The sequence below is a fragment of the Streptomyces sp. NPDC021080 genome, assembly GCF_044333225.1.
Lineage (GTDB): Bacteria > Actinomycetota > Actinomycetes > Streptomycetales > Streptomycetaceae > Streptomyces.
This window is the reverse complement of the sequence record NZ_JBIRQM010000004.1, coordinates 478,282-494,874: the sequence shown is the minus strand read 5'-3', so window position 1 is coordinate 494,874 and position 16,593 is coordinate 478,282. Positions and strand designations below refer to the sequence as shown.

The following is a 16,593-nucleotide window of genomic DNA, read 5'->3' as shown; positions in this document are numbered from 1 at the left end:
GGCGGACAGCTGCGTATTCCCAGGGGAGGGTGCATGCGCAAGGCGCTCAGAGGGCTGCTCGTGCTCACGGTGCTCATCGGCACGCTGAGCACGGCCGGGACGGCCACCGCCGTCCAGCCGGAGGCCCACGGCACCACAGGAACCACCGGCACCACGGGCACGGCCGACGACAGCAAGGACATCCTGGACCGGCTTCTCGCGGTCCCGGGCATGAGCCTCGTCCAGGAGAAGCCGTACACCGGCTACCGCTTCTTCGTCCTGAACTACACCCAGCCCGTGGACCACCGGCACCCGTCCAAGGGCACGTTCCAGCAGCGGATCACCGTGCTGCACAAGGACACCGCGCGCCCGACGGTCTTCTACACCGGCGGCTACAACGTCTCGACCACACCGAGCCGGCGCGAGCCGACCCAGATCGTGGACGGCAATCAAGTCTCCATGGAGTACCGCTACTTCACGCCGTCCCGGCCCGAACCGGCCGACTGGTCGAAGCTCGACATCTGGCAGGCCGCGAGCGACCAGCACCGCATCTTCCAGGCGCTGAAGCCGATCTACGGCCAGAAGTGGATCTCCACCGGCGGCTCCAAGGGCGGCATGACCGCCACGTACTACGAGCGCTTCTACCCCCGCGACATGGACGGCGTCGTCGCCTACGTCGCGCCGAACGACGTCGTGAACGACGAGGACTCGGCGTACGACCGCTTCTTCGCGCAGGTCGGCACCAAGGAGTGCCGCGACCGGCTGAACGCCGTGCAGCGCGAGGCCCTGGTGCGCCGGGAGCCCCTGGAGAAGAAGTACGCCGCGTACGCCGCCGACAACGGCTACACCTTCACCACGGTCGGCAGCCTGGACAAGGCGTACGAGGCGGTCGTGCTCGACTACGTGTGGGGCTTTTGGCAGTACAGCCTGCTGAAGGACTGCGACACGATCCCGGCGGACGCCGCCCACGCGAGCGACGACGACATCTGGAACTCCGTCGACACCATCTCCGGCTTCTCGTTCTACACGGACCAGGGACTGGAGCCGTACACCCCGTACTACTACCAGGCGGGCACCCAACTGGGCGCGCCCACCATCCACTTCCCGTCCATCGAGAAGAAGTACGTCCGCTACGGCTACCAGTCGCCGCGCACCTTCGTGCCGCGCTCCATCCCGATGAAGTTCCGGCCGTCGGCGATGCGTGACGTGGACGGCTGGGTCCGCCGGCACGCCCACCACATGCTGTTCGTCTACGGCCAGAACGACCCGTGGGGGGCCGAACGGTTCCGTCTCGGCTCCGGGGCGCGCGACTCCTACGTCTTCACGGCCCCGGGCCTGAACCACGGCGCCAATGTCGCCGGGCTCGTCGCCGACGAGAAGGCGCTCGCCACCGCCCGCATCCTCGACTGGGCGGGGGTCGCCCCCGCGGCGGTCCGGGCGAACCCGTCGGTGGCTCGGCCGCTCGCGCGGTTCGACGCGAAGCTGGACCGCCGTGACACCGAACGGGACATGACCCTGCGCCCGTGACCGGACCGGGGCCGCGCCCGCCCGCGTTCACACGGGCGGGCGCGGCCCACCGGCCTTCCGCCGGGCACGCGCACGGGAATCGTCGGACAGGCCCTAGTACCTCAGCCCGTACCCGATCGGATACAGCACCTGCGCCGGGTCGTCCGCCCGCTGCACCGCCACCGGCAGCCGGCCGCGCGGGTGCACCCGGCCGGCGATCACCCGGGCGGCGGCGCGCACTTCGACGTCGGTCCAGGAGTAGGAGGCCAGACAGGCGCCGACGCCCGGGACCTGGGCGACGTCGTACGGGTTGCGGACGGCCACGGCGGTCACCGGGACGCCCGTGGCGACCAGCCGTTCGACCAGGGTCCTCTGGGACCCGGCAGCCGTCAGGTTGTACGTCAGGGCGACCACCGCGTCCGCGCCGGCCGCCGCGGCGACGGCCTTGTCGATCGCGGCGGCCGACGGCGCCGTGCCGGTGGACAGGGCCGTCGCCGTGAAGCCCAGCCCGGTCAGGGCTGCGGCCATGACGGTGGTGGGCGGCCCGTCGGACAGCGACGGCGAGGCGGGGTCGGCGCCCACCACCAGCACCCTCGGGGTGCGCCGCCGGGACAGCGGGAGCAGCCCCTCCTTGTTGACCAGCAGGGTCGTGGTCCGCTCGGCGATCCGGTCGGCGGCCCTGAGGTGCGCCGGGACGCCGACCACCCGGTCGACGTCCGCCTCGCAGACGTACGGGTCGCTCAGCAGTCCGTGCTTCGCCTTGAGCCGCAGGACGCGCAGGATCGATTCGTCGAGCCGGGTCTCGGTCAGCTCGCCGCCGCGCACCGCGTTCAGCACCGCGTTCCACGCGACGCCCAGGTCGGGCGGGTTGAGGAGCTGGTCGACACCGGCCTTGAGCGCGAGGACGGGGACGCGGTCGTCGCCGTACTTCGTCCGCACGCCCTCCATGCCGAGCGCGTCCGTCACCACGACGCCGTCGTAGCCGAGTTCACCGCGCAGGATGCCGGTCAGGATCGGGTGGGAGAGGGTGGCGGGGTCGCCGGCGGGATCGAGCGCCGGGACCATGATGTGCGCGGTCATGATCGAGTCGATGCCGGCGCGGATCGCGGCCCGGAACGGCACCGCGTCGAGCTGTGACCACAGCTCGCGGCTGTGGGTGATGACGGGGAAGCCGAAGTGGCTGTCCACGGCGGTGTCGCCGTGGCCGGGGAAATGCTTGGCCGTGGCCGCGACCCCCGAGCTCTGGTACCCCTTCACCTCGGCCGCCACCAGGCCCGCCACCGCGTCCGGATCGGCGCCGAAGGAGCGGACGCCGATCACCGGGTTGGCCGGGTTGACGTTCACGTCGGCGTCGGGGGAGTAGTCCTGGCGGATGCCGATCGCGCGCAGTTCGGCCCCGCCGATACGGCCCACCGTCCGGGCGTCGGCCCGCGAACCGCCCGCGCCCAGCGCCATCGCGCCGGGGAACAGCGTCGCGGGCTTGCCCACCCGGGCCACTATCCCGTGTTCCTGGTCGGTGGAGATCAGCACCGGCAGCCCGCGCGGCTGCTCCAGCGAGGCCCGCTGGATCCCGTTCGACAGCGCGGCGATCTGGTGCGGATCGCGGGTGTTGTGCGCCCAGGCGAAGTAGATGATGCCGCCGACGCGGTACTTGGCGATCAGATCGGCGGCCGTGCGGACGCCGATCTCCTTGAGGTTGGCGTCGATGTCGGCCTGATCGGGCGCGGTGGCCGAATGGCCGTACACCCGCATGACGAAGAGCTGGCCGACCTTCTCCTCCAGTGTCATACGGGAGATCAGGGCGCGCAGGGCCCTGTCGGAGGCCGGGCGGGCGTCCGTCGCGCCCGCCGCGTGGGCGCGGGGGCCGGCGGCCAGCGCGGCGGTGATGCCCGCCGTGGCGGCGAGAACCGTACGCCGGGAGGGCCTTGACGGTCTGTCCGGATCCGGCGGTCCGGACGGTCTTGCGGTGCTTCCCGTGCTGGAGTCGCGCACAAGCGCTCCTTCCCTCGTGAAGGAAACTTCCGAGGAATCACGATTATCCGGGAAGTTTCTTCCAGTCAAGAGTGTGCACAGTACTCCGGGAAGGGGCCGTCGCCGGCGCGGTCGGAGGGGGCGCGCCGGTGACGGTGTGCCGTCGGTCGTGTTCCGGGGGCGGGGCGGGTCCGCTGCGCCGACCGTCGCGGGTTCGGCTCCGGTCCGGTGGGTGGGCCGGGGCCGTGCCGGTGCATCAGCCCGTCGCTGTCGGGTGAGGTGTGGGCGTCGGTGGCGACGGGCATCGATGTACCGGCACGGCCCCTCGCGTTGTATCCCGGCTGCGGGTGTCAGGGGCGCTCCGCCACCGCGGGCCAGTGCGACCGGAGCGTGCGGACCGTCTCGGCGATGGCGGGCCTGCGGGCCGCGCCCGCGCGCCACAGCGCGTACAGCCGGCGGACCGGCAGCGGGTCGAGCGGCACCTCCACCACCCCTTCGGGAAGGGGTCCGCGGCCGAGGCGCGGGATGAGGGCGACGCCGAGACCGGCCGCCACGAGGGCGATGAGGGTCGGGTTCTCCTCGGCCTGGTGGACGATGTCCGGCTCGCTGCCCGCCGCGCGCAGGGTGCGCACCAGCCAGTCGTGGCAGACCCGGCCGGGCGGCTGGCAGATCCACCGCTGGCCGCCCAGGTCCTCGCGCCGTACCGACGCCCGCCCGGTGAAGGGGTGTCCGGCCGGGACGAGCAGATCGCACAGGTCGTCCCCGATCACCGCCTGCTCCACTCCCGGCGGGGCGGGCAGCGGGGAGATGTCCCAGTCGTGCGCCACGGCCAGGTCGACCGCGCCCCTGGCGACCAGGTCGACCGACAGGTGCGGGTCGATCTCCGTCAGCCGGGTGTCCAGGGCCGGGTGCCGGGCGGCCAGATCGGCCAGGACCGCGGGCATGAGGCCGCGGGCCGCCGAGGCGAACGCGGCCACCGTCAGCCGCCCCGCCGGCATTCCCCGGCGCTCCTCCAGTTCGGTCTCCGCCCGCTCCACGATCGCCAGCAACTCCTGTGCGGTGGAGGCGAGTTGTTCGGCCTGCTCGGTGAGCCGGACGCCACGCCCGCGCCGTTCCAGCAGGACGGTCCTGGTCTCCCGCTCCAGTTTCGCGATCTGCTGGGACACGGCGGACGGGGTGTAGCCGAGGGCCGCCGCGGCGGCGCCGACCGTGCCGTGCACCGCGACGGCGTGCAGGGCGCGCAGCCGCTGGAGATCGAGCATGGATGCCTCCCGGTTCTCGGTGCGGGCTCGGCCGCCCCCCCAGTTTACGTAAGCGTTGCTTCATCCATCCCTGCAGACATTCGCGCTGGTGCTACATGGTGGTGGCATCCGATGCTCGTCACATGCGACCCGTACACATCAGCCTCGCCGTCCTCGTCGCCGCCGTCTGGGGCGTGAACTTCACCGTCATCGAGGTCGGACTCGACCACTTCCCGCCCCTGCTCTTCTCGGCCCTGCGCTTCCTGGCGGCGGCCGTGCCCGCCGTGTTCTTCGTGGGCCGCCCCAAGGTGGCCTGGAAGTGGATCGTGGGGGTGGGACTCGCCCTCGGCGTCGCGAAGTTCGGGCTGCTGTTCATCGCCATGGACGCGGGGATGCCCGCCGGACTCTCCTCCCTCGTGATCCAGATCCAGGCGGTCTTCACCGCGGTCTTCGCCTTCGCCTTCCTCGGTGAGCGCCCCGGCCGCGTCAGGCTGTACGGCATGGCGGTGGCCCTCGCCGGTGTGGGCCTGGCCGCCGTCGACGAGGGCACGTCCGGCCCCCTCGGCGCCTTCGGCCTGGTCGTCGCGGCGGCGGCCTGCTGGGGAGTGTCCAACGTCCTCACCCGCAAGGCGTCCCCGCCCGATCCGCTGAACTTCATGGTGTGGGTGAGCACCGTCCCCGTCCTGCCGCTGCTCGGCCTGTCCCTGCTCACCGAGGGGCCCTCCCGCGACCTCGACGCGCTCGAGAACCTGGACCTCCAGGGCGCCGGAGTCGTCGTCTACGTCGCCTGGATCACGACCGTCTTCGGCTTCGGCGCCTGGGGCTGGCTGCTGCACCGGCACCCCGCGTCCACCGTCGCCCCCTTCTCGCTGCTCGTCCCGGTCTTCGGGATGTCGTCGGCGGCGCTGTTCCTGCACGAGTCGGTCGGTCCGCTGCGGTGGGCGGCGGCGGCCCTGCTGGTGGGCGGGGTGGCGCTCACCTCGCGGATGCCACGGAAGGTCCAGTCGGCGGACGTTCCGGCGCCGGAACGGGCCGGGGCGCCAGCATGACCCCATGGCCGTCGTCGACATTCCCGGTTCCAAGTCCATCACCGCCCGCGCGCTCTTCCTGGCCGCGGCGGCGGACGGGGTCACCCGTCTCGTCCGCCCGCTCCGCTCGGACGACACCGAGGGCTTCGCGGAGGGCCTGACCCGGCTCGGCTACCGCGTCGGCCGGACCCCGGACAGCTGGCACATCGACGGCCGTCCGCAGGGTCCGGCGGCGGCGCGGGCCGACGTGTACTGCCGGGACGGCGCGACCACGGCCCGCTTCCTGCCGACGCTCGCCGCCGCCGGCCACGGCACCTACCGCTTCGACGCCTCCGCCCAGATGCGCCGGCGGCCGCTCGGACCCCTGTCGCGGGCGCTGCGCGACCTGGGCGTGGACCTCAGGCACGAGGAGGCGGAGGGCCACCATCCGCTGAGCATCGTGGCGTCCGGGGTGGAGGGCGGCACGGTCACCCTCGACGCCGGCCAGTCCTCCCAGTACCTCACCGCACTGCTCCTGCTCGGCCCGCTGACCCGCACGGGCCTGCGCATCGAGGTCACCGACCTGGTCTCCGCCCCGTACATCGGCATCACCCTCGCGATGATGCGCGCCTTCGGAGCGGACGTGACGGTGGACGGAGACGTCTTCGAGGTGGCGCCCGGCGGCTACCGGGCCACCACCTACCCCGTCGAACCCGACGCCTCCACCGCGAGCTACTTCTTCGCGGCGGCCGCCCTGACCGGCCGCGAGGTCACCGTGCACGGCCTCGGCGCGGGGGCGCTCCAGGGCGACCTCGCCTTCGTGGACGTCCTCGGCCGGATGGGCGCGCACGTGGAGAGAGGACCCGACCGCACGACGGTGCGGGGCACCGGCGAACTGCGCGGCCTCACCGTCAACATGCGGGACATCTCCGACACCATGCCGACGCTCGCCGCGATCGCGCCCTTCGCCTCGGGGCCGGTCCGCATCGAGGACGTCGCCAACACGCGGGTCAAGGAGTGCGACCGCCTGGAGGCCTGCGCGGAGAACCTCCGGGCGCTCGGCGTCCGGGTGGAGACCGGCCCCGACTGGATCGAGATCCACCCGGGCGTCCCCGCCGCCACCCAGATCAGGACGTACGGTGACCACCGCATCGTCATGGCCTTCGCGGTGACCTCGCTGCGCGCTCCGGGCATCGGCTTCGACGATCCCGGATGCGTCCGCAAGACGTTCCCGGCCTTCCACAAGGTGTTCGAGGCCTGGGCCGCGGCCGGAGGGGACCGCTGAGCGGGCACGAGGAGCCCTGCGGCCGTCTTGTCGCGGGCACCCGGGACGGATAGCTTCCCGGCGGACGGCGCCAACCGCGCCTGCGACCCGACTGGGAAAGCGGTCCAAGATGCACTCCGTCGCCTCCGTTGTCACACTCGCCGTCGTCGGTGCCGGGGACCGGGGGACCGGTCACGCGCGCTGGGCCCTCGACCACCCGGAACGGGCCCGGGTGGTGGCCGTCGCCGAACCCCGGCGGACCCGGCGCGAGCGCCTTGCGGCCGCCCACGGCCTGGAACCGGACGCCGCGGTGGACGACTGGCGGGTGCTGGCCGCCCGCGGCCGGATCGCCGACGCCGTGCTGATCTGCACCCTCGACCGCGAACACCTCGAACCGGTCCTGGAGTTCGCGGCCCTCGGCTACCACATCCTGCTGGAGAAGCCGATGGCCCTGACCGAGGACGAGTGCCGGCGGATCGTCGACGCGGTGGAGAAGGCCGGGGTGATCCTCGCGGTCGGACACGTCCTGCGCTACACCCGGTACACCCGCGCCGTGAAGGAGGTCGTGGACTCCGGCCGGCTCGGTGACGTCGTCAACGTCCAGCACCTGGAACCCGTCGGCTTCTGGCACCAGGCCCACTCCTTCGTCCGCGGCAACTGGGGCCGCACGGACCGGTCCACGACCATGCTGATGGCCAAGTCCTGCCACGACATCGACTGGTTGCAGTACGTCCTCGGACAACCTCCCGTCCGCGTCTCCAGTTTCGGACGCCTCTCGCACTTCCGGCCCGAGAACAGGCCCGAGGGCGCCGCCGACCGCTGCCTCGACTGTTCGGTGGAGAAGACCTGCCCCTACTCCGCCCGGCGCGAGTACGGCGACCGGCTCGCCCGGGGCGCCCACCACTGGCCGCTGAGCGTGGTGGTCGACGACTTCACCCCCGAGGCCCTGGAGACCGCCCTGCGCGAGGGCCCGTACGGGCGGTGCGTGTACGCCTGCGACAACGACGTGGTCGACCACCAGGTGGTGTCGATGGAGTTCGCCTCCGGGGCCACCGCCACCTTCACCATGACCGCCTTCACCGAACAGGCCGACCGCCGGACCCGGATCTTCGGGACCCGCGGCGAACTGCGCGGCGACGGCGGGAGCCTGAGCGTCTACGACTTCCTGACCCGGACCGAGGAGGCCGTCGACCTGACCGCCACGGGCGCCATGGACGCGGCGGGCGGCCACGGCGGAGGCGACGCCGCCCTGATGGACGCCTTCGTCGCCGCCGTCGCCACCGGGAATCCCGGCCTCGTGAAGTCCGGCCCCCGGGAGTCCCTCACCAGCCATCTCACCGTCCTGGCCGCCGAACGCGCCCGGCGTGCGGGCACCGTCGAGGACGTATGACCTCCGGACACGGGCCCCCCGCGGGAATCGCGGCGGACGTGATCGGTCCGGCGCACGGACGCGGGGGCGGCGTCGGGCTGCCGGCAGACTTCGAGGCCGCCGTGCGGGACGGATCGCCGGAGTCACTGGACCGGGGGCCGGTGATCGGGAACGATCGGTGTCATGAGCACGTATGACACCGATGACCTCGGGGACGGCGGCCCCGCGTCGGCCCCGCGGTCCTTCCTGATCCTGCACGGCTGGCAGAACCACCGTCCGGAGGGCCACTGGCAGCGCTGGCTCGCCGGACGGCTCGGGGAACTGGGGCAGCACGTCGTCTATCCGCAGCTCCCGGACCCCGACGACCCGGACCTGGAGGTGTGGCTGGCGGAGCTGACCCGCCACCTGGACGCCCTGCGCGGGTCCGAGCGCGTGGTCGTCGCCCACAGCCTCTCGGCCGTGCTGTGGTTCCACGCCGCCGCCCGCGCGCTGCCGGGCACGACCGGTGTCGACCGGGTGCTGCTCGTCGCCCCGCCGTCCGCGTCCGTCCTCGCGGGACTGTCGGAGATCGCCGGATTCGCCCTGGAGAAAACGGACTTCACCCTCCCCGGGCCCACCCGGCTGGTCGCCGGCGACGACGACCCGTACTGCCCCGAGGGCGCCGGCACCGTCTACGGCGACCCGCTGGGCGTACCGACACAGATCCTGTCCGGGGCCGGGCACCTCGGCATGGACGCCGGGTACGGTCCCTGGCCCGCCGTGCTGGAGTGGTGTCTGGACGGGACGGCGCGGCTCACCGCCCGCGCGGGCTAGCGTGCCGGCCCACCGGCTGGTCCCGGGGCTCGAAGAGGGAGGCGGTCTGCGCGGTCTGCGGAGGATGCGCGGGGCGCTCGGGCGCGACGGCCGTGGCCCGGCGCCGGCGGGGGGTGGCCAGGCTCCGGTCCCCGCCGCCGAGGACGAGCTGGGGGTCGAACATCACGATCACTCCGGCCAGGATCAGGAAGACCACCGGCCCGATGAGCAGGGGCAGCAGGATCGAGGCCGGTGAGCTGTTGCCGTACAGCCCGGTCATGTACGACGCGTCGGTCGCGCCGCGCAGATGCACGGCCAGGGCGGACATGCCGATGTAGTGGGTTCCGGTCAGGGCGACGCCCATGAGGAGACCGGCGCCGAGGGCGGCCGGGAAACCCCGGTAGGAGGCGGCGGTCCACAGGGCCGCGGTGGCGGCGGTGACGGCGATCAGGACGGAGGCCGTGACCGTGAGCGAGTCGTACTCCAGGGACCCGTTCAGTTCGAGCGCGGCCATGCCGGTGTAGTGCGTGGCCACCACGGCGAGCCCGGTGAGGACGCCGGCCGCGGTCAGTGTGACGGGGGTTGCTCCGCGGTATCCCACGACGAAGACGCCGGCACCGGCCGTCACGATCGCCACGACGAGGCTGAGCGAGGTCAGGCGGGAGTCGTAGTCGATCGGGATCCCCTGGATCCTGAAGCCGACCATCGCGACGAAGTGCATGGTCCAGATGCCGCAGCCGATGGTCGCCGCCCCGAGGGCCAGCCAACCGGGCTTCCAAGACTGGCGGTTGATCAGAGAACGGACGACGCAGCGCAGCCCCAGGGCGCTGCTCACGCCGGCGACGAGGTAGGAGGCCGCCGGAGTCACCGCCCCGAACGCGAAGTCGTCCACGGTGCCTTGCATATATGCCAACTCCCCCTGGAAACGGGTTGCTTGGGGGAGTAAGGTCCCGCACCCAGGTTGCGCGAGCGGTTCCTTCCGGTTGGTATTTGAGTTAACTCTGCGATGCGGCTTCGTTCAGCGCGCGGACGGGTTGTCCGAACTCCGGACAGGCGGACGCCCGTTCGGGTTCTGGCGGGCGTTCCTGCGGGGCCTGGCGGGTGCCCCTTTCGGGGTCCGGCGAGTGCCCCTACGGGTTCTTGCGGGTGCTCCTGTGGGCTCCGGCGGGCGCCCTTCGAGTTCCGGCGAGTGCCCGGCGCGAGCAGTGTGACCCATGTGGCCAGTGTCAGTCCGGATCGGTGCGCAGGTCCAGCCGCCAGTCCTGGCCCGTCAGGTCCGCGCCGAAGGACCGGTGCGGCTTCTCCGCGACCAGGACGAAGCCGTGGCGCTGATAGATGCGCCGGGCGGCGGCCAGGACGTCGTTGGTCCACAGGACGAGATCGTGATACCCGACGCCGCGCGCGAACTCGGTGACGGCTCCGACGAGACGGTCCCCGATGCCGAGCCCGCGCGTCTCCGGTTCGACCAGCAGCAGCCGCAGGCGGGCGGTCCCGGGAGCGTCGTCCCGTACGCACATCACGCAGCCGACGGGCCGCCCCTCGAGCTCGGCGATCCACACCCGCTCCAGGTGGGGGTCGTGGTCCTCGGCGAAGTCGGCGACGATCCGTGCGACCAGGCCCTCGTAGTCGGCGTTCCAGCCGTACTCGGCGGCGTACAGCGCGGCGTTGCGCTGCACGATCCAGCCGAGGTCGCCGGGGCCCGGCTCGCGCAGGAGGACGTCCTCGGGGCGCGGCCCGGTCCGGCCGCCGCCCAGGAGCGTGCGTACCGTGCGCATCGCCTCCGCGAGCCGGGGCCGGTCGGCGGGCGGCACGGTCGCCAGCAGCGTGCCCACGGTCTCGCGCGCCCGCTCGTCCAGCAGTGCGGCGGCGTCCCGGCCGCGTGCGGTGAGCGTGATCCGGCGGCGCCGCGGGTCCTTGTCGGAGGCGGTGCGCTCGACCAGTCCGTCCTGCTCGAACTTGTTCAGGATCCGGCTCAGGTAGCCCGAGTCCAGCGAGAGTTCGGTGCGCAGGTCGGCGGCGTCCGCCTGCGGCGTGTGCGCCAGTTCGTAGAGGACACGGGATTCGGTCAGCGTGTACGGCGCGTAGAGGTGGCGGCCGTAGTCGAGCGCGCCGATGACGTTCGTGTAGAAGCGGTTGAAGGAGCGGATGTCCTGGACGGTCATGATCGGTCCCGGAGGTCGGCTGTACGCGGTCGCGGTGGCCTGCTCGGCCTCGATAGCTGACTCAGTCAGATATATCGCCACCCCGAGCATAGAACCGCCGGGACTCCCGCGCCTACCTTTCCGTTGCGGTGGGTGCGGGTCGGGTCCGGTGGGTGGGGCGGGGCCGTGCCGGTACATCCGCCCGCATCCGGACGGATCCCACCGGCGTCGCGAAGTGGGCGTGGGTGACGATCCGTCCGGCCTGCGGGCATCTGATGTACCGGCACGGCCCCTCCCGCGCGTACCCGGCTGCGGGTGCGTCGTGGCTTGGGTGCCGTCCCTCGCGGGCGTGACGTTTCAGCCCGGGAAAATTCAGCCCCTCCGGCGTTTGAGGAGCGGGGTCTGGGGCGGAGCCCCAGGTACGGGACGGGTAGGGGCGGAGGGGGCGAAAAAATGGTTGAGGCCCCGGGAGCCCAAGAAACCCGGGCCTCGGAGCTGGGAAGCCCCGGGAACCCGGCCCCGGGGCCCCTCGGGGCAGCGGATCTCAGGTGCGGGGGACCCCGGTGGACCCTCGTACCATCAACTCGCCGCGCACCGTCGCGATCCCGCCCGGCGGCGGCTCCTCGCGGCCCATGGCGATCCGGCCGGCACGGGCGCCCGCCTCGGAGAGCGGCAGCCGTACGGTCGTGAGGGCGGGCACCGCGTCGATGCTGAACGGCAGGTCGTCGAAGCCCGCCACGGACACGTCGCCCGGGATGCGCAGCCCGGAGTCGCGCAGGGCGGCACAGGCGCCCAGTGCCACGGTGTCGTTCGCGGCGACGACGGCCGTCAAGGACGGTTCGCGGCGCAGGAGTTCGAGCGTCGCCTCGTAACCGGACCGGCGGTCGTAGCGGCCGTGCACGGTGCACCGGGGGTCGTCCTCGACGCCGTGGGCGTCCAGCGCGGCCCGGTGGCCCTCCAGCCGGTGCCGGGTCGTCGTGCGTTCCTCGGGGCCCGCGATGTATCCGAGCCGCCGGTGCCCGAGGCCGATCAGATGCTCGGTCAGCTGCCTGCCGCCGCCGCGGTTGTCGAAGGTGAGCGCGATCGCCTCGGGCGCCTCGGGCGCGGGCGGCCGTCCGCACAGCACGACCCGGGTGCCCGCCTCCGTGAGCTTGCGCAGCTTGGCGGCGACGGCGCCCGCGTGCGCCGTGTCCTCTATGGCACCGCCGGTGAGCACGACCGCCGCGGCGCGCTGGCGCTGGAGGAGCGTGAGGTAGGTGAGTTCGCGCTCCGGGGAGCCGCCGGTGTTGCAGACGACCCCGAGCCGTTCCCCGCCCGCGCGCCCCCCGGGCCCGCCGATCTCCGACTGGATCGCCGCCGCCATGATCCCGAAGAAGGGGTCGGCGATGTCGTTGACCAGGATGCCGACGAGGTCGGAGGTCGCCGCGGCCAGCGAACTCGCCGGCCCGTTCAGTACGTAGTCCAGTTCGTCCACCGCGCGCAGCACCCGATCGCGCGTGGAGGAGGCCACGGGGTAGTTCCCGTTCAGCACGCGCGACACCGTCGCGGGAGAGACCTGCGCGCGGGCCGCCACGTCCGCCAGGGTCACCGTCATCTCGTCGTCCTCCGGTCGCGCCTTGTCGTACCACTTCGTACGTCGTCGTGCCTGGTCATGTCTCGTCGTACGGCGTCGAACACGGAGTCGAAGGCCGGGCGCGCCGCTTTCTGTGGGCAGGGTCCGTGCAGACCATACGGCCATCGGCTCTCGTTGTTCGCCCCCTCGAACAACTCGTCTTCGCGGCGGTCTTGTCCGCGCCACCGCACAGAGGCTAGCTTCTTCTTGCATAGAAAGCGCTTGCTGTCGCGCTCACCTGGACGCGTGCGCGGCGCCCGAGGCGTACGGAGGGAAAGACGTGACACGCAAGACGGTGCGGATCGCCATGAACGGCGTGACGGGACGCATGGGCCACCGCCAGCACCTCGTCCGCTCGATACTCGCCCTGCGCGACCAGGGCGGCCTCGACCTCGGCGACGGCACCGTGCTGTGGCCCGAGCCCGTCCTCGTCGGCCGTCGCGAGGACGCCCTGAAGGCGCTCGCCGAGCGGCACGGCCTCGCCCACTGGTCCACGGACCTGGACGCGGTACTCGCCGATCCGTCCGTCGACCTCTACTTCGACGCCCAGGTGACGAGCGCCCGCGAGGACGCGCTCAGGAAGGCCGTCGCCGCGGGCAAGCACGTCTACACCGAGAAGCCGACCGCCACCGGGTTCGACGCGGCGCTCGGACTGGCCCGTCTCGCACACGCCGCGGGCGTCAGGCACGGCGTCGTCCAGGACAAGCTCTTCCTCCCCGGTCTGCTCAAACTGAAGCGCCTGATCGACGGCGGCTTCTTCGGCCGGATCCTGTCCGTCCGCGGGGAGTTCGGCTACTGGGTCTTCGAGGGCGACTGGCAGAGCGCCCAGCGGCCCTCCTGGAACTACCGCGCCGAGGACGGCGGCGGCATCGTCGTCGACATGTTCCCGCACTGGGAGTACGTCCTGCACGAACTCTTCGGCCGGGTCACCTCCGTGCAGGCGCTCACCGCCACCCACATCCCGCAGCGCTGGGACGAGCGCGGCAAGCCCTACGACGCCACGGCCGACGACGCCGCCTACGGCATCTTCGAGCTGGAGGGCGGCGCGGTCGCCCAGATCAACTCCTCCTGGACCGTGCGCGTCGACCGCGACGAACTCGTGGAGTTCCAGGTCGACGGCACGGAAGGGTCGGCTGTCGCCGGTCTGCGCAACTGCCGTGTCCAGCACCGTGGTTCGACCCCCAGACCGGTCTGGAACCCGGACGTCCCAGCCGACTGCTCCTTCCGCGGGCAATGGCAGGAGGTCCCCGACAACGCCGAGTTCGACAACGGATTCAAGGCCCAGTGGGAGCTGTTCCTGCGGCACGTCTACGCGGACGCCCCCTACCGCTGGGACCTTCTCGCCGGAGCGCGCGGCGTCCAACTCGCCGAGCTGGGCCTGAGATCCTCGGCCGAGGGCCGCCGCCTCGAGGTCCCGGAGATCGCCCTGTGACCATCCGACTCCCGGGACCCGACGGCCGGTTGCGGACCCACGAGCCCCGCACCGAGCCCCTCGCCGCCCTCCCCGCCGGCGGCCCCCTCGCCTCCCGTACGGTCTTCGCCGCCGCGCATGTCGTCGCCGACCCGTACGCGGACGTCTCGCCCGACTCGCCCGCCGCCGTCGACTGGGACGCCACGCTCGCCTTCCGGCGTCATCTGTGGTCGCACGGCCTCGGCGTCGCGGAGGCGATGGACACCTCGCAGCGGGGGATGGGCCTGGACTGGGCCGGGGCGGCCGAACTGATCCGCAGGTCCTCGGCCGAGGCCGGGGCCGCCGGCGGCCGGATCGCCTGCGGAGCGGGAACGGACCAGCTCACCGGCCCGGCCTCGCTCGGGGACGTGCGGGCCGCGTACGAGGAACAGCTCGCCCTCGTCGAGGACGCGGGCGCGCAGCCGGTCCTCATGGCCTCCCGCGCGCTCGCCCGGGCCGCCACCGGACCCGAGGACTACCTCGACGTCTACGGGCACCTGCTGCGCCAGGCGGCCGGCCCGGTGATCCTGCACTGGCTGGGCCCGATGTTCGACCCGGCCCTGGAGGGCTACTGGGGATCGGACGACCTCGACGCGGCGACGGAGGTGTTCCTGGAGGTGATCGCCGACCGTCCGGACAAGGTGGACGGCGTCAAGGTCTCCCTGCTGGACGCCCGCAGGGAGGTCGCCCTGCGCCGCCGCCTCCCGGACGGCGTCCGCTGCTACACCGGCGACGACTTCAACTACCCCGAGCTGATCGCGGGCGACGAGCACGGCTTCAGCCACGCGCTGCTCGGCGTCTTCGACCCGCTCGCCCCCCTCGCCGCCCGGGCCGTGCGCGTCCTGGACACCGGGGACGCCAAGGAGTTCCGTGAACTCCTCGACCCCACCGTGGAGTTGGCCCGCCATCTCTTCCAGCCCCCGACCCGCTTCTACAAGACGGGTGTCGTCCTGCTGGCCTGGCTCGCCGGCCACCAGGAGCACTTCGCGATGGTGGGCGGCCTGCAGTCGGCGCGCTCCCTGCCGCATCTCGCCCGCGCCTACGAACTGGCCGACGGACTCGGCCTGTTCCCGGACCCCCGGCGCGCCGAGACCCGGATGAAGACCCTGCTCGCCCTGTACGGAGTGTCCTCATGAGCAGCCTCGCCCGTCTCTCCGTCAACCAGATGACGGTCAAGCAGCTGTCGATGCCCGAACTGGTCGCGGGCTGCGTGGAGCTGGGCATCCCGGGGGTCGGTCTGTGGCGCGAGCCCGTGCGGGCGTACGGCCTCGACGCCACCGCGAAACTCGTCCGCGACGCGGGTCTGGCCGTCACGACCCTGTGCCGGGGCGGGTTCCTCACTGCGATCGACCCGGGGGAGCGCGGGCGGGCGCTCGACGACAACCGGGCCGCCGTCGACGAGGCCGCGGCCCTCGGCACCGACACGCTGGTCCTGGTCTCCGGCGGTCTGCCGTCGGGCTCGAAGGACCTGCCCGGCGCCCGCGAGCGCATCGCCGACGCGCTCGGCGAACTGGGCCCGTACGCCGCCTCCCGCGGGGTGCGGCTCGCCGTCGAACCGCTCCACCCCATGTACGCGGCCGACCGCTGTGTGGTCTCCACCCTCGCCCAGGCCCTGGACCTCGCGGAACGCTTCCCCGCCGACCAGGTGGGCGTCACCGTCGACACGTACCACCTGTGGTGGGACGACACGGCACCCGCGCAGATCGCGCGCGCGGGGACCGGGGGCCGCATCCACGGCTTCCAGCTCGCCGACTGGACCACCCCGCTTCCCGAGGGCGTGCTCGACGGCCGCGGCCAGCTCGGCGACGGCTCGGTCGACTTCCGTCTGTGGCGCGGCCTGGTCGAGGCGGCGGGGTACACCGGGCCCATCGAGGTCGAACTCTTCAACGAGGGGCTGTGGGCCAGGGACGGGCGCGAGGTGCTGGCGGAGACGGCGGCGCGGTTCGTGGAGCACGCCGGGTGATCCGTACTCCCCGAAAAAATCTTCAGAAGTCCGTGCAACCCTTCCGGGGCCTCGTCGGTCGTACGTGGCATCAGGACCTTTGTAGGGGGGATCCGGGGGGATCGCGGGGGTTCTGATACGGGAGGGGAAACCGAGGGGCCCGGTCGACGGACCGGGCCCCTCGAAATGTTCCGGGCCCTCGGGGTCTCCCGCACGGGTCCCTCGAGGTCTCCCGTACCTCTCGAAGCCTTCCGCGAGCCTCGGCCGGGTGAGTCCTCCACGGCGCCGGAGCGCTGTCGGTGGCGGGCGGTACCGTCGG

General features: G+C 72.6%; 13 protein-coding genes. 8 read left to right on the top strand and 5 right to left on the bottom strand.

All coding sequences use genetic code 11. From position 1 onward, the window contains the following. Positions 1–33: 33 nt before the first annotated feature. Positions 34–1,506 (top strand): S28 family serine protease, encoded by a 1,473-nt coding sequence (locus ACH4S8_RS12855; RefSeq protein ID WP_398392955.1) that lies wholly within the window; start codon positions 34–36, stop codon positions 1,504–1,506. A gap of 93 nt (positions 1,507–1,599) precedes the next feature. Here ACH4S8_RS12855 and ACH4S8_RS12850 read toward each other — a convergent pair whose 3' ends face one another. Both ACH4S8_RS12850 and ACH4S8_RS12845 read right to left on the bottom strand, forming a co-directional pair. Next, positions 1,600–3,477 (bottom strand): glycoside hydrolase family 3 protein, encoded by a 1,878-nt coding sequence (locus ACH4S8_RS12850; RefSeq protein WP_398392953.1) that lies wholly within the window; start codon positions 3,475–3,477, stop codon positions 1,600–1,602. Between the two features lie 329 nt (positions 3,478–3,806). Beyond that, on the bottom strand, positions 3,807–4,718 hold the full coding sequence (locus ACH4S8_RS12845) for a LysR family transcriptional regulator (protein WP_398392951.1): 912 nt from the start codon (positions 4,716–4,718) through the stop codon (positions 3,807–3,809). Between the two features lie 122 nt (positions 4,719–4,840). Here ACH4S8_RS12845 and ACH4S8_RS12840 point away from each other — a divergent pair, with 122 nt between their 5' ends. From ACH4S8_RS12840 to ACH4S8_RS12825, 4 genes are all read left to right on the top strand, one after another. Beyond that, positions 4,841–5,746: an EamA family transporter gene (locus tag ACH4S8_RS12840; RefSeq protein ID WP_398392949.1), complete on the top strand. Its 906-nt coding sequence runs from the start codon at positions 4,841–4,843 to the stop codon at positions 5,744–5,746. Positions 5,747–5,750: 4 nt separating this feature from the next. Beyond that, positions 5,751–6,989, top strand: coding sequence for a 3-phosphoshikimate 1-carboxyvinyltransferase (aroA, locus tag ACH4S8_RS12835; protein ID WP_398392947.1), 1,239 nt, complete (start codon positions 5,751–5,753; stop codon positions 6,987–6,989). 109 nt (positions 6,990–7,098) lie between these two features. Then, positions 7,099–8,358 (top strand): Gfo/Idh/MocA family protein, encoded by a 1,260-nt coding sequence (locus ACH4S8_RS12830; RefSeq protein WP_398392945.1) that lies wholly within the window; start codon positions 7,099–7,101, stop codon positions 8,356–8,358. A gap of 162 nt (positions 8,359–8,520) precedes the next feature. Beyond that, entirely contained in the window at positions 8,521–9,150 is a 630-nt protein-coding gene (locus tag ACH4S8_RS12825; protein WP_398392943.1) for an RBBP9/YdeN family alpha/beta hydrolase, read from the top strand. Here the strand turns inward: ACH4S8_RS12825 and ACH4S8_RS12820 are convergent. The 3 genes from ACH4S8_RS12820 to ACH4S8_RS12810 form a co-directional block, all read right to left on the bottom strand. Further along, positions 9,131–10,033 (bottom strand): MHYT domain-containing protein, encoded by a 903-nt coding sequence (locus ACH4S8_RS12820; RefSeq protein WP_398392941.1) that lies wholly within the window; start codon positions 10,031–10,033, stop codon positions 9,131–9,133. The genes ACH4S8_RS12825 and ACH4S8_RS12820 overlap by 20 nt on opposite strands. A 322-nt stretch (positions 10,034–10,355) precedes the next feature. Further along, positions 10,356–11,291: a GNAT family N-acetyltransferase gene (locus tag ACH4S8_RS12815; RefSeq protein ID WP_398392939.1), complete on the bottom strand. Its 936-nt coding sequence runs from the start codon at positions 11,289–11,291 to the stop codon at positions 10,356–10,358. Between the two features lie 523 nt (positions 11,292–11,814). Then, entirely contained in the window at positions 11,815–12,864 is a 1,050-nt protein-coding gene (locus tag ACH4S8_RS12810) for a LacI family DNA-binding transcriptional regulator (RefSeq protein ID WP_398392937.1), read from the bottom strand. A 298-nt stretch (positions 12,865–13,162) separates the two neighbouring features. On the opposite strand from ACH4S8_RS12810, the gene ACH4S8_RS12805 reads away from it, so the two are divergent. The 3 genes from ACH4S8_RS12805 to ACH4S8_RS12795 are packed head-to-tail and all read left to right on the top strand — an operon-like array spanning position 13,163 to position 16,295. Further along, entirely contained in the window at positions 13,163–14,314 is a 1,152-nt protein-coding gene (locus tag ACH4S8_RS12805) for a Gfo/Idh/MocA family protein (protein ID WP_398392935.1), read from the top strand. Further along, positions 14,311–15,468: a dihydrodipicolinate synthase family protein gene (locus tag ACH4S8_RS12800; RefSeq protein ID WP_398392933.1), complete on the top strand. Its 1,158-nt coding sequence runs from the start codon at positions 14,311–14,313 to the stop codon at positions 15,466–15,468. The genes ACH4S8_RS12805 and ACH4S8_RS12800 overlap by 4 nt, the downstream gene beginning before the upstream one ends. Continuing rightward, the gene (locus tag ACH4S8_RS12795; RefSeq protein ID WP_398392931.1) at positions 15,465–16,295 is read left to right on the top strand and encodes a sugar phosphate isomerase/epimerase family protein; all 831 of its coding nucleotides are present in this window, start codon (positions 15,465–15,467) and stop codon (positions 16,293–16,295) included. Before ACH4S8_RS12800 ends, ACH4S8_RS12795 begins: the two co-directional genes overlap by 4 nt. Positions 16,296–16,593: the final 298 nt, after the last annotated feature.

Bases quoted from the DNA above. Each gene is read 5' to 3' on its own strand.
- ACH4S8_RS12855 (WP_398392955.1), top strand. From the start codon at position 34: ATGCGCAAGGCGCTCAGAGGGCTGCTCGTGCTCACGGTGCTCATCGGC.
- ACH4S8_RS12845 (WP_398392951.1), bottom strand. From the start codon at position 4,718: ATGCTCGATCTCCAGCGGCTGCGCGCCCTGCACGCCGTCGCGGTGCAC.
- ACH4S8_RS12840 (WP_398392949.1), top strand. From the start codon at position 4,841: ATGCGACCCGTACACATCAGCCTCGCCGTCCTCGTCGCCGCCGTCTGG.
- aroA (WP_398392947.1), top strand. From the start codon at position 5,751: ATGGCCGTCGTCGACATTCCCGGTTCCAAGTCCATCACCGCCCGCGCG.
- ACH4S8_RS12830 (WP_398392945.1), top strand. From the start codon at position 7,099: ATGCACTCCGTCGCCTCCGTTGTCACACTCGCCGTCGTCGGTGCCGGG.
- ACH4S8_RS12825 (WP_398392943.1), top strand. From the start codon at position 8,521: ATGAGCACGTATGACACCGATGACCTCGGGGACGGCGGCCCCGCGTCG.
- ACH4S8_RS12820 (WP_398392941.1), bottom strand. From the start codon at position 10,033: ATGCAAGGCACCGTGGACGACTTCGCGTTCGGGGCGGTGACTCCGGCG.
- ACH4S8_RS12815 (WP_398392939.1), bottom strand. From the start codon at position 11,291: ATGACCGTCCAGGACATCCGCTCCTTCAACCGCTTCTACACGAACGTC.
- ACH4S8_RS12810 (WP_398392937.1), bottom strand. From the start codon at position 12,864: ATGACGGTGACCCTGGCGGACGTGGCGGCCCGCGCGCAGGTCTCTCCC.
- ACH4S8_RS12795 (WP_398392931.1), top strand. From the start codon at position 15,465: ATGAGCAGCCTCGCCCGTCTCTCCGTCAACCAGATGACGGTCAAGCAG.